Consider the following 12,694-nt stretch of genomic DNA (forward strand, 5'->3'; position numbering starts at 1 on the left):
CGCAGGCGGTCGCGCAGCCGTTCGCGCGCGTCGGCAGAGGGAACCGGCGCTGCAATATTGGTGACAGCAAAGGCCATGAGGGCGACAAAGCCGACATAAGGGCGCGGGCTGCGCATGAATTTTCCTTCCCCGAAAATTTGGGTTCGCGCGAACAGCAATGCGCGAAAAACAATCCTCCCAAACCGGATAGCTGCGCGCCAAATGTCGCATTTTCATGTCAGGCGCCCTTGCCTCTGCGGCCAAATAGGCTAAGGCCGCGCCGGGTCCAAAACCCGTTTCAGCAGGACAGCATCATGGCAAATGTTACCGTCATCGGGTCGCAATGGGGCGACGAGGGCAAGGGAAAGATCGTCGACTGGCTCGCCAGCCGCGCCGACGCCGTCGTCCGTTTTCAGGGCGGCCATAATGCCGGCCATACGCTGGTCGTCGGCGAACAGGTTTACAAATTGTCGCTGCTGCCCTCGGGCATTGTCACGGGCACGCTGTCGATCATCGGCAATGGCGTCGTCCTCGATCCCTGGGCCTTGCGCGACGAAATCGCCAAGCTGCGCGGCCAAGGGGTGAAAATTAACCCCGAAAATTTCGCCATTGCCGACAATTGCGCGCTGATCCTGCCCTTTCACCGCGACCTTGACGGCCTGCGCGAAACCGCCGCGGGCGCGGGCAAGATCGGCACGACGGGCCGCGGTATCGGCCCCGCCTATGAAGACAAGGTCGGCCGCCGCGCGATCCGCGTGTGCGACCTCGCGCATCTCGACCATCTCGAACCGCAGCTCGACCGGCTGACCGCGCACCATGATGCGCTGCGCGCCGGTTTCGGCGAGCCGCCGATCGACCGCGACGCGCTCGTCGCCGAACTGCGCGAGATCGCCGACTTCGTGCTCGAATATGCACAGCCGGTGTGGAAGCGGCTCAAGAAGGTCCGCAAGGCGGGCGCGCGCATCTTGTTCGAGGGCGCACAGGGCGTACTGCTCGACATCGACCACGGCACCTACCCCTTCGTCACCAGTTCGAACACCGTCAGCGGCACCGCCGCATCGGGTTCGGGGCTTGGGCCTTCGTCGGTCGGCTTCGTGCTGGGCATTGCCAAGGCCTATACGACCCGCGTCGGCAGCGGCCCTTTCCCCACCGAGCTTGATGACGATACCGGCCAAAAGCTGGGCGAGCGGGGCCATGAATTTGGCACCGTCACCGGGCGCAAGCGCCGTTGCGGCTGGTTCGACGCCGTGCTCGTGCGCCAAAGCTGCGCCGTGTCGGGCGTCACCGGCATCGCGCTCACCAAGCTCGACGTGCTCGACGGTTTCGACACCATCCGCATCTGCACCGGCTATCGGCTGCGCGGCAAGATCCTTGACTATTTCCCCGCCCACGCCGCCGATCAGGCTGCGGTGGAGCCGATTTACGAGGAAATGGAAGGCTGGAAGGAATCGACCGCCGGCGCGCGCAGCTATGCCGATCTGCCCGCCCAGGCGATCAAATATATTCAGCGCGTCCAGGAACTGATCGAAACGCCCATCGCGCTCGTTTCGACCAGCCCCGAACGCGACGATACGATCCTGATCCGCGACCCGTTCAGCGACTGACAGACAGCGTCCGACCCGCGCGGTTCAGAGGATTTCGTAAATATGGTGGCGCACGCCGAATGACGTGCGCTCACCCACCCCGACGGCGAGCACGCCATTCAGCCAGCCGTGGCGCTCGCTCGCGGTTTCGAACAGCGGCGCAATGCGCAGATAATAATCGCCCGCATCGACCGGCGGCTGGGCGGGATCGGCGAATTTTTCGCGCACCGCATCGGGAATGCGGGTACGTCCGCCATAGGTGACATAGACAAGCGCCCCGTCATCGGCCTCCCACACGGCGCGCGCATCGAACGTCCCCACCGCAACATCGTCGCCCAGCCGTCCGCCGCGCGACCAATTGCCACCGCCCGGCAGGATGCGCCCCGCGACTCGGGGGCCGAAAAAACGGCCGCCGGTGACATATCCCATCCGCATGTCGCCAAAAGGCGCAGCACCAATGCCGATCAGCCCGCCCCCCACTTCAAACTCCGCCGTGCATAAATAACGGTGATTCAACGGCAGTTTGGTGGGTTCAGGGGCACGGTGGTTTGACGTCATTTTCGTTCTCCTTCGCAATGCTATGGACAAGGATAAAACAATTAGTATGCTAAGGGTCAATCAAATTGACGGGTCTTATGGGATTTTGGGGCACCGTCAGACAGGGGAGGGATGGATGAAGGTTCGCACACAGATTCTCGCATCGGGCGCCGCACTCATCGCGATGACGGGCACAGCACCAGCGATTGCGCAAGAGGCCGAAGACCAGGCACCCGCAGCGCGCAGCGCCACCAATGCCGAAATTGTCGTCACCGCGCAAAAGCGCGAACAAAATCTGCAGGACGTCCCCATTTCGATGGAAGTGATGAGCGGCGAAAAGCTCTCCGACTTCAATGCCAGTGACATAAAATCGGTCATGAATTACGCGCCGAACGTCTTTGTCCAGTCCACCGCGGGCAATGATGTCATCTATATTCGCGGTTTTGGGTCGCCGCCGGCTAATTTTGCTTTTGACCAGTCCGTCTCCCTTTATGTCGATGGCGTTTATGCGGGGCGTTCGCGACAGGCGCAGGCGCCTTTTTTCGATCTTGAACGGGTCGAGGTGCTGCGCGGGCCGCAGGGCGCGCTGTTCGGCAAAAATACCGCAGCGGGCGCGGTCAGCGTCGTGTCTGCGGGACCGACCGCAACCCCCGAAGGCGCCTTTACCGCCCTGTATAATTTCGACCATGAAGGCATCGATATCTCAGGCCATGTGTCCGGCCCGATCAGCGACACGCTGGGCGCGCGCCTTGCCTATAAATTGGTGAAGCAGGACGGCTATATCCGCAATCTTGCCACCGGCCATGACGATCCCGAAATCAAGCAGCAGCTTGCTCGCCTGACGCTGCGCTGGGAACCGTCGAATGATTTCGATTATACGGTGAAGGCCGAATATGCGAACCGCGATGTGGTCGGCGGCATCACGGTGTCCAACCCGCTGACCGGCGGACAGCATCCGGGCGAAACCCGCTATCTGGAACAGTCGCCACTGGGGCAGGAAGGCACCGCCACCGAGTCGGTCATGCTTTCCGGCGTCGGCAATGTCGCGCTCGGCGACTATACGCTGACCTCGGTGACTGGCTACAGCTGGTTCGACGCCAATATCATCAACGGCTTTGACCAGACCATCCCCGGCGGGGGGGGCGCGGTCACCAATAATTCGGTCTACAACAGCTATCCCGAACGTTTTGACCAATTCTCCCAGGAATTGCGTATCCTCTCACCCGTGGGCGAGACCTTCGAATTTATTGCCGGGGTCTATTATGACCGGTCGACCTATCGGCTGGACATGCAGCAGGGTTTCGACATCAAAAATCTGTTCGGCAATCCCTATCTTGGCCGGATCGACAGCCGCTTCAATCAAAAGGCCGAAAGCTGGTCGGTCTTTGGCCAGGGCACGCTGAATGTCACCGACGCCTTCCGCGCCATCGGCAGCCTGCGCTACACCCATACCAAGAAGAAAGCCGATTTTGCCTCGCGGCTCATTTATGGTCCCTTTGCGCTGCGTCCCATTTCCTCGGCGGACGGCTCGCTGAGCGAAGGCAATGTCGATCCTTCGGTCACGCTGCAATATGATGTCGCACCGCGGGTGATGGTCTATGCCACCTGGGGACGCGGATCGAAATCGGGCGGTTTCGTCAGCAACACTTTGGGGACGACCAACGCCACCTTCGCCTTTGAACCCGAAAAATCGGAGAATTTCGAGGCCGGAATCAAATCGACGCTGTTCGATGGCAAGCTGGTCGCCAATCTGTCAGCTTATCACACCCAGTTCAAGGATCTGCAGGTGTCGGTCTATCGACCCCAGACATCGAGCTATCTGACCGGCAATGCCGCGAGCGCGACGTCGAAGGGGCTGGAGGGCTCGCTCGCCCTTTATCTGTCGCCCAATTTCGACATCAGCGCATCGGGCGCCTATTCGGATATCAAATATGATGATTATCCGGGCGCGGCCTGCTTGGCGACCCAAGTGGCCGACGGAAGCTGCGACCCGAACGATCCGACCAGCATCGCCAATAATAATCTGGCGGGCTATCCGCTCGCCTATTCGTCGAAATTCACCGGCAATGTGACCGCCCATGCGCGTTTCGACCTGTCGAGCGATCTCAAGCTCGACATCACCGGCATTGCAGCGGGACGCAGCAAATATTTCAACTCGGACAATCAGAGCCCCGATTTCGGGGTGCAGCGCGGCTATGTGAAGTTCGATCTGCGCGTGCAGGTGGCCGATCAGGATGACCGCTGGCATCTGGCGCTGGTCGGCAAGAATCTGACCAATGAAAAGACGGTGGGCAGCGCTTTCAACCTGCCCTGGCCAATCACCGAGGTCTCGCGCGCGATCCTCTATCTGGAACCGACGCGCAATATCGCACTGGAGGCAGGGTTCAAATTCTGAACCTTTACCTGTCAGGGGACGTGGCCGCTGTTATCGGTCGGCTGCACCGGCCACGTCCCAGCCATATCGCCTATCAGGACAGGGGATCGGAGGGTGATCGACGTCTATTTCACACCCACCCCCAATGGTCACAAGGTGTCGATCATGCTTGAGGAGATCGGGCTGGCACACCGCCTCCTCTCAATGGATGTGCTGAAGGGCGATCATCTGACGGCCGAGTATCGCCGCATCAATCCCAATGGCCGCCTGCCCGCGATTGTCGACCATGCGCCAATCGGCGGCGGCTTGCCGCTGTCCATCTTTGAATCGGGCGCGATCCTTCTGTATCTGGCCGAAAAGAGCGGCGAACTGCTTCCCGTCGATCCGCGCCGCCGGTCAATGGCGCAGCAATGGCTGATGTGGCAGATGGCCAGTTTTGGCCCGATGCAGGGACAGGCGCATCATTTCATTCGCTATGCGCCCGAAGGGCAGGATTATCCCGTCACCCGCTATCGCAACGAGACGATCCGCCTGCTCCATGTGCTTGATCGCCGCTTGGCCGAAGCGTCCTTTCTGGCCGAAGAATATTCGATTGCCGATATCGCCACCTGGCCTTGGGCGCGCGCCGTGCAGGCGATCGGCCTCTGCCTCGATGATTATCCGGCGCTCCGCCGCTGGTTCGATCGGGTAGGCGAGCGGCCCGCCGTGCAGGCGGGCACCAATGTCGGGAACAGCGCCAATTTGTCCAGCGCGCGCCCGGTGCTGAACGAGGAACAATGGTCCAATCTGTTCGGCCAGAATATGTGGAAGGCACCGACCCGGCAGAGCGGTGCATAAACGGCCATCGCCGGGGTCGGACGCCTTCTCCCTTGCCGCGCGATCCGGCCACATAACCCCCTGCACCCGCGCCCGTCACCACCATCGCGTGCCACCTGTCCCACCGCGCCCTCGCTTCGTAAACGATATTGACAGATAAACTTAAATATCTAAGTATTTTTGATCAGAACAAAATAGGTGGGAAGAGACATGCCGAACGCCGCTGCCTGGGATGAAGCGGGCGCCCCCGCAGGGCTCACTACGCGCCGAAATCTGGCGCTTGCCATGCTGTTCCTTGTCGGGACGATCAATTTCGTCGACCGTCAGCTCTTGTCGGTGCTGGTCGAACCGATCCGCGCCGAAATGCAGTTCAGCGACACGCAGTTCGGCCTGCTTACCGGCCTGTCCTTTGCGCTGTTCTATGCCGCCATGGGCATTCCGGTCGCGATGATCGCCGACCGCTGGAACCGGATCAGGCTGATCGGTATCGCCTGTATCGTATGGAGCGGTTTTACCGCCGCCTGCGGCCTGGTGTCGAACTTCTGGCAACTGGCACTAATGCGCTTTGGCGTGGGCGCCGGGGAATCGGGGGGCACTGCGCCCTCGCTCTCGGTCATTGCTGATTATTATCCCGCCGACCGCCGGCCCTTCGCCATCGGCCTGTTCACGCTCAATGGCTCTTTTGGCGTGTTCGTCGGCGCCGCTTTCGGCGGCTGGGCTGCGGCGAATATCGGCTGGCGCGGCGCCTTTGTGGTGATCGGACTGGTCGGCATTATCGTCGCGCCGCTGCTCATCTGGCTGGTGCGCGAACCGGCACGCGGGCAGATGGACCGGGGCGCGTCGGCCAGCGATGCCGCCGTACCGATCGGCCAGACGCTTGCCATGTTCGCCCGCCGCCCCTCGCTGCGCATGGTGATGATCAGCAGCGGGCTTGCTGCCTTTGTCAGCTATGGGATGCTCAACTGGATTCCCGCCTTTCTGATGCGGGTGCAGGGAATGCCCCTCGACGCCATGGCGAGCTGGTTCGCGCCCGCGGCGGGCATCACCTTTGGCATTGGCATATTGGGCGGCGGCTGGCTGGTCAGCCGGATCGCCCGGCGTTCGCCGCGAGCCTATGGCGCCATTCCCGCGCTGGCGACCGCGGTACTGGTGCCAACCTTTATTGCCGCGCTGCTGGTCGATAGCTGGCAATGGTCGCTCGCCCTGCTGTTGATCCCCATGGTCGCCTGCACCGCCTATATCGCTCCCGCGCTGGCGCTGGTGCAGAACCTCACCGCGCCGCGTTCGCGTGCCACCGCGGCGGCGGTGCTGATGCTGATGTTCAACATCGTCGGACTGGGACTGGGGCCGCTGTTCGCCGGAATGGTCAGCGACGCGCTGAAGCCCGCATATGGTGATGACAGTCTGCGCTGGGCGCTGATGGCGCTGATGCCTTTCGCCGTGGCCGCGGGGATCGCGCAATGGGCGATGACGCGCCATCTGGATGGGGACTTTGCCGAATGACCGAAACCGCCATGAGAGCGCTGGCCGCGCGTCTGTTCGATGCCATTGAGGCAGGCGATATCGACACCATGCGCGCCTGTTTCGCACCCGATGCCGAGATCTGGCATAATAGTGACGAAAGGATTGTCACGGTTGAGCAGACGTCGGTGACGCTGGCCGGGATGGTCGCGCGGATCAAGGATCGCCGCTATGCCGACCGGCAACTGGCCTTCTTTCCCGGCGGCTTTGTCCAGCAGCATGTGCTGACCGGACGCCGCACCCATGATGATGGCGCGGTGCGCCTGCCCTGTGCGGTGATCTGCCGCGTCGAAAATGACCGGATCGTCCGCCTCGACGAATATTTCGATTCCGCGCATGTTGCTGAATTTCGCAAATTCGCCGCGGCCTCACCGGCTTAAACGGAGACTATTCCATGCCCGTATTGCGCCAGGTTCCCCGTTCGGAAGTCACCGACGAAACCGTGCTTCGCTATTATGACCGGCTGTTCGGCGACCGCGATCCGGTGACCGAGCCCGGCACGGCCACGGGCACACCCGGCGACTGGTGGACCGTTTTCGCGCTCGCGCCCGATATTTTCAAACATGCCGTCGATGGCTTTGCCGTCTATCGCCACCCGGCGCGCCGGATCGACCCGGTGCTGCGCGAACTCGGACAGACGCGCGCTGGATGGGTCAAGGGCAGCCAGTTCGTCTTTTCCCAGCATTGCAAGTCGCTGCGCGGCCTGGGCGTCAGCGAAGAGAAAATCGCCGCCATCGCTCATTGGACGGTCGCCGACTGCTATGACGAGCAGGAACGCGCGGTGCTCGCCTATGCCGACTGCCTAACCGCAGGTGGGGGCCGTGTGCCGCTGGAAATATTCGACAAGCTCAAAGGCTTTTGGGACGATGAGCAGATTTTCGAATTCACCTACATCACCTGTCTTTACGACATGCATGCCGTGATCACGCGCGCGCTAAGGATGGAATATGATGCGCGCGAAGATCCGATCGTCGAAGTTGCCGCGCCCGAAGGCTTTGACGCCGCCGACTTCCTGAGTGCACCGCGCCCAGCCGCCGATTAATCGTCAATAAAGTTGACGGTATGGGCAAAATCTGGCAGAATTGCTGAATAAACAGAATATTTGAGGAGATGGATGATGGCCGCGACCAACAGCGAATTTGAATTTTGCGGGGTCAATCACCTCGCGCTGGTGTGCAAGGATATGGCGCGCACCGTCGAATTTTATCGCGACATATTGGGAATGCCGCTGATCAAAACGCTCGACCTGCCCGGCGGGCGCGGTCAGCATTTCTTCTTTGATGTCGGCAATGGCGACAGCATCGCCTTTTTCTGGTTCGCCGAAGCGCCCGAGGCCGCACCGGGCATCGCCGCGCCCGCGGCGCTCCCGACGCAGGGCAATTTCACTTCGGCCCATGGGTCGATGAACCATATCGCGATCAATGTCCCCGCTGAACATTTCGAGGAATATCATCAGCGGCTGGTCGACAAGGGCATCGCGGTCACCCCGATCCTGAACCATGACAATTCGCCGACCCAGAACTCGCCCGAAATGAACGACGATGTCTATGTGCGTTCGGTCTATTTCTTCGATCCCGATGGCGTGTGCCTGGAGTTTGCCGCCTGGACCCGCGAATTTGACGACAGCGATGTCGCGCACGATCCGGTGCAGGCCGATGGCACGAAGCGTGAGGGTCTGGTTACGCGGCGCGCGGCGGTAGCGACGGCCTGATCCGCTTTTCCTGCAAGGATAAACTGCCCGGCCCCACGCCGGGCCTTTTTTTTTTGGGGGGGGGAAGAAGCGCCTCAGCCCACCGCGCGGCCGCGGCCTTCCCAATAGGGCGCACGTAATTCGCGGCGCAGTACCTTGCCCGAGGGGTTACGGGGCAACGCCTCGATAAAGGTCACGCTCTTGGGTACCTTATAGGCGGCGATGCGTTCGCGCGCCCAGGCCATCACGGCGGCGGGATCGGGCGCGCCCTCTTGCGCCGGGACGATCAGCGCCTTGACCGCTTCGCCCCATTTCGCGTCCGGAACGCCCACGACGGCGACGTCGGCGACGCCGGGGCAGCCCATGATCGCGCTTTCGACTTCCGCCGGATAGACATTTTCGCCGCCCGACACGATCATGTCCTTGATGCGGTCGTGAACGAAATAAAATCCGTCGGCGTCCCGGTAACCGACGTCGCCGGTGTGGAGCCATCCACCCGCCAGCGTCTCGCGCGTTGCCGCCTCGCGCTTCCAATAATATTTCATCACAATATCGCCGCGAATGGCGATTTCGCCGATTTCGCCGTCGCCTAGCGGCTGATCGTCGCGTCCCAGAATGGCCAGTTCGGTCCCCGGCCATGCCCGGCCGCACGACGTAAGCTTGCCCGGCAGGTCGTGCGCCGAGGGTGAAAGATAGGTCCCGCCGCCCGTTGATTCGGTCATGCCGTAAAATTGCACAAAGCCGCAGCCAAAGGTCGCGCGCGCGCGGCGCAGCACATCCTCGGCAATGGGCGAAGCTCCATAGGCGATCGAGCGCAGTGCCGGGTAGGGCTCCGCCACTGCTTCGGGCTGCTGCAGCATCATCTGGATCATCGCAGGCGCCAGAAAGGCGTGCGCCACTTTTTCACGCCGCATCGTCTCAATCGCGTCGGCGGCGACAAAATCCTTGATCAGCACCAGCCGCGCACCCTGCGCCAGCCCGGAAAAACCGACATTGGTTCCCGCGACATGAAACAGCGGCATGACGATCATCACCGTCTCGCCCTGATTATAGGCAAAGCCATCAACCTCGCTCGCCATTTCGAGGAAGCGGCGATAATTGTGATTGCCAAGCACCACCCCCTTGGGCCGCCCGGTGGTGCCGCTGGTATAAAGCTGCAACACATCGTCGCCCGGTTGGGGTTTGTCGGGTGGCGCAGTCCCGCTTGCATCGCCGATCCATTCGTCCAGCGGCGTGAAGGCGGGGTGCGCGCCATAAAGCGCGACGAGCTGCGGCGGGGCGTTCATCTTCGCGATCGCCGCCAGGGCCTCTTCGAAAAAATCCTCTCCCACGAACAGGATTCTCGGTGCCGCATCCTCCAATATGAAAGCGATCTCGGGCCCGGCGAGGCGGCAGTTGATGGGCGCCAGACAGGCGCGCGCACGCGCCGTCCCGAAAAATAGCGGATACCAGCCATCGTGATTTTTGCTGAGTACCGAAATCCGGTCGCCGGGCTTGACCGCTGCGGCGATCAGCGCATGGGCAATCTGGTTCGAGCGGCAGTCCAGTGCGGCAAAGCTGGTTTCGCGCGCGCCATAGCTGATGGCAATGGCGTCGCCCTGCACCCGCGCCTGTGCGGCGGGAATATCCGCCAGCGTGTGGATTGCCTCCAGATCGATCATCGCCTCTCCCTTTCTTCCGCGCGTCTCGATGCGCGCTCCCTTGCCTGTGGACTCGCTTGAGATGCAAAATAGATAGAATACTAATTAATTGTTTGGCTAGATCAAATTTGAAAGGAAACTTGGAGAAACGCTGGCGTTGATCCGTCAACTTCGTCGCATCAGGGGCGGGCTTAGTCCGATTCCATACCCCATTCGCGCAGCCGGCCGCTAGCCTGAACAGGATGCCATGGGTGCATCATTCCCTGCGCGGGAAGGGCTAGCCTTCGGAGGACGGGAGAATGATCAGAAAGGCGGCGCGGCTGCGAGGCTATGGCTTCACTGGCGCTACATATGACCATGCGGAAAAGACCGGACATGCACTGGCCGCATTTCCAATGCTGCGGCGGTTACCGCCGTCGGGCCGCCCGGGGGCGAAAGCCCGACAAATGACGCTTGCCCTTTTGCGCCGGATATGGCGAACAGGAGGCGACATGGGCGACACGTCCCTTTCCGATATACCCCTCGATAGCGGGGGTTTGCCGCGAGATGAGAAGAAGGGTTTCTTCATTCCTTCGCTCTTTCGCGAAAGGCGTTCGACGCTCTATCTGATCGGTGCGATCTGGGTCATATGGGTTGTCCTTTATACCGCTCCCTATATTCTGCTGACCAGCGACGTCTCCCCGCTCGGCCTGGCCGGATATATGCTGTCGGGGCTGAGCGGTTTTCTGCTTTCTATCTTGCTACTCGCCGGGATTGCGCGGATCATTGGCAGACCGAGGCGGCGGGCCATGTTGCAAGTTGCAGCCGCTACCATCGCGATCAGCGCACTTCAAAGCTTCGTCGATATTGGGGTGTTTGACCTGGTGAGCGCCATAGGCAATCTCTCCTCCTGGACTCCTTTTCCTTACAGCGCGCGGTTTGCCGATAATTTCGCGGCCTTTGCGCTGCAATTCTCGCTCATCGCCATGACCTTCTGGACGCTGGAGCAGAGTGCGCTGCACCGCATGCGCGACCGCGAGTTGCAGCAGACACGGATTGCCGCCGCAGAGGCGCGCCACGCCGCCACGGTGGCGCGGCTCGCGGCGCTGCGTTACCAGCTCAATCCGCATTTCCTGTTCAACACACTGAACTCCATCTCATCGCTGGTCATCACCCAGCGCAACGGGCAGGCCGAAGAGATGTTGTCGCGGCTGTCGGATTTTCTGCGCGTCACGCTCGAATCCGAAAATGTGGGCCAGACGCTGGAACAGGAACTGGAGACGATTTCCGCCTATCTCGCGATTGAGCAAATCCGCGTCGGCGACCGGCTGGCCATCGACATTGTCTGTCCCCCCGCCCTGCGCGATTGCGAGGTACCGCATTTCATCCTGCAGCCGCTGGTGGAAAATGCCGTCAAACATGGCGTGGCCGAGCGAAGCGCGCGCGTGACCATTCGCATCGAGGCGCGGCGTGAGGACGACGAACTTTGGCTTATGGTCGAGGATGACGGCCGGTCCGGCACTCCGTCGCGCCGGGGCACCGGCATTGGCCTGCGAAACATCAGCGAGCGGCTCCAAGCGCTATATGGCGAGCGCGGGCGACTGGAGACGAACCGTCACGCAAGCGGCTTTTCCTCCACCATTCGCCTTCCCCATCGCCTTTTGTCGCCGCTGCCATGAAGCTGCGCGTCCTCCTTGTCGATGATGAGCAATTGGCCATCGACCGCCTGACCGATCTGCTCGGCACGCTGGAAGAGGTCGAGATTGTCGGCAGCGCCCATTCGGCGAGCGAGGCGATGGAACGCATCGCCGCGCTGGCGCCCGATCTGGTGTTCCTCGACATTCAGATGCCGGGGGGCAGCGGCATGGCGCTCGCCGCCGATCTGGATATCGACAATCGGCCCGAGATTATCTTCGTCACGGCCTTTGAGCATTTTGCGCCCGACGCCTTTGCAGTGGATGCGACCGATTATCTGCTGAAGCCGGTCCGGTTCGACCGGCTGCGCGCTGCCGTCACCCGCGCGCAGCGGCGCGTCCGGTTAAGCCGCAGCGCCGGGGACAGCGCCGCGCCCGCGCGCGAGCCATCCCCCTATATCGACGAAATCTGGGTCGCGGTGCGCGGCGGGCAGGTGCGGCTCAGCATCAGCGCAATCGAATGGATCGAAGCCGCGCGCGACTATGTCATGCTGCATACCGCCACGCGCAGCTATCTACACCGCGCGCAGATGAACATGCTCGAAGAACAGCTTGATCCCGCGCAATTGTTCCGCGTGCACCGGTCCAGCTTCGTCCGGCTGTCGCTCGTTCAGGAAATCGAACGCCCCGGACGCGGCAATCTCAACCTGATCCTGCGCGACGGTATCGTGATTCAGGTGGGACCGTCTTATGTCAAACAGGTACTGGCCCAGCTCAACCTGAGTTAAGCGCTCACCCTTTCTCCGACGATCGGTTTGCTGGGACCCTTGCGCCGACTCGCCAAGGGGATGCTGCCCCATGCGCGCTGACGTGTGCCCTGACATTTTCGTCGCGCCATGAGCGCCTTTCACCGTTTGAAAGCGGAGGATTCCTCCTTCGTC

At 61.6% G+C, this 12,694-nt stretch carries 11 protein-coding genes; 9 read left to right on the plus strand and 2 right to left on the minus strand.

Annotated features, from left to right (window positions below):
• Positions 1-293 precede the first annotated feature (293 nt).
• Positions 294-1,583, plus strand: coding sequence for an adenylosuccinate synthase (locus JV18_RS0113795; protein WP_033075531.1), 1,290 nt, complete (start codon positions 294-296; stop codon positions 1,581-1,583).
• A 24-nt stretch (positions 1,584-1,607) separates the two neighbouring features.
• Here the strand turns inward: JV18_RS0113795 and JV18_RS0113800 are convergent, their stop codons facing one another.
• Positions 1,608-2,120, minus strand: coding sequence for a DUF3237 domain-containing protein (locus tag JV18_RS0113800; RefSeq protein WP_081944863.1), 513 nt, complete (start codon positions 2,118-2,120; stop codon positions 1,608-1,610).
• Positions 2,121-2,235: 115 nt separating this feature from the next.
• On the opposite strand from JV18_RS0113800, the gene JV18_RS0113805 reads away from it, so the two are divergent.
• From JV18_RS0113805 to JV18_RS0113830, 6 genes are all read left to right on the plus strand, one after another.
• Positions 2,236-4,494: a TonB-dependent receptor gene (locus JV18_RS0113805; RefSeq protein WP_033075532.1), complete on the plus strand. Its 2,259-nt coding sequence runs from the start codon at positions 2,236-2,238 to the stop codon at positions 4,492-4,494.
• A gap of 93 nt (positions 4,495-4,587) precedes the next feature.
• Positions 4,588-5,310, plus strand: coding sequence for a glutathione S-transferase C-terminal domain-containing protein (locus JV18_RS0113810; protein WP_033075533.1), 723 nt, complete (start codon positions 4,588-4,590; stop codon positions 5,308-5,310).
• Positions 5,311-5,499: 189 nt separating this feature from the next.
• The gene (locus JV18_RS0113815; RefSeq protein WP_033075534.1) at positions 5,500-6,792 is read left to right on the plus strand and encodes a spinster family MFS transporter; all 1,293 of its coding nucleotides are present in this window, start codon (positions 5,500-5,502) and stop codon (positions 6,790-6,792) included.
• Positions 6,789-7,190, plus strand: coding sequence for a nuclear transport factor 2 family protein (locus JV18_RS0113820; RefSeq protein WP_033075535.1), 402 nt, complete (start codon positions 6,789-6,791; stop codon positions 7,188-7,190). Before JV18_RS0113815 ends, JV18_RS0113820 begins: the two co-directional genes overlap by 4 nt.
• A gap of 14 nt (positions 7,191-7,204) precedes the next feature.
• Positions 7,205-7,852: a carboxymuconolactone decarboxylase family protein gene (locus JV18_RS0113825; RefSeq protein ID WP_033075536.1), complete on the plus strand. Its 648-nt coding sequence runs from the start codon at positions 7,205-7,207 to the stop codon at positions 7,850-7,852.
• Positions 7,853-7,924: 72 nt separating this feature from the next.
• The gene (locus JV18_RS0113830) at positions 7,925-8,521 is read left to right on the plus strand and encodes a VOC family protein (RefSeq protein ID WP_033075537.1); all 597 of its coding nucleotides are present in this window, start codon (positions 7,925-7,927) and stop codon (positions 8,519-8,521) included.
• A gap of 74 nt (positions 8,522-8,595) precedes the next feature.
• On the opposite strand, the gene JV18_RS0113835 is transcribed toward JV18_RS0113830, so the two are convergent.
• Positions 8,596-10,161, minus strand: a complete 1,566-nt coding sequence (locus JV18_RS0113835; protein WP_033075538.1) for a long-chain-fatty-acid--CoA ligase — start codon at positions 10,159-10,161, stop codon at positions 8,596-8,598.
• A 470-nt stretch (positions 10,162-10,631) separates the two neighbouring features.
• Between JV18_RS0113835 and JV18_RS14775 the strand changes: the two genes are divergently transcribed.
• Both JV18_RS14775 and JV18_RS0113845 read left to right on the plus strand, forming a co-directional pair.
• Positions 10,632-11,798: a sensor histidine kinase gene (locus tag JV18_RS14775; RefSeq protein ID WP_052072286.1), complete on the plus strand. Its 1,167-nt coding sequence runs from the start codon at positions 10,632-10,634 to the stop codon at positions 11,796-11,798.
• Positions 11,795-12,541: a LytR/AlgR family response regulator transcription factor gene (locus JV18_RS0113845; RefSeq protein WP_033075539.1), complete on the plus strand. Its 747-nt coding sequence runs from the start codon at positions 11,795-11,797 to the stop codon at positions 12,539-12,541. Before JV18_RS14775 ends, JV18_RS0113845 begins: the two co-directional genes overlap by 4 nt.
• Positions 12,542-12,694 lie beyond the last annotated feature (153 nt).

This window comes from Sphingopyxis sp. MWB1 (genome assembly GCF_000763945.1).
GTDB lineage: Bacteria > Pseudomonadota > Alphaproteobacteria > Sphingomonadales > Sphingomonadaceae > Sphingopyxis.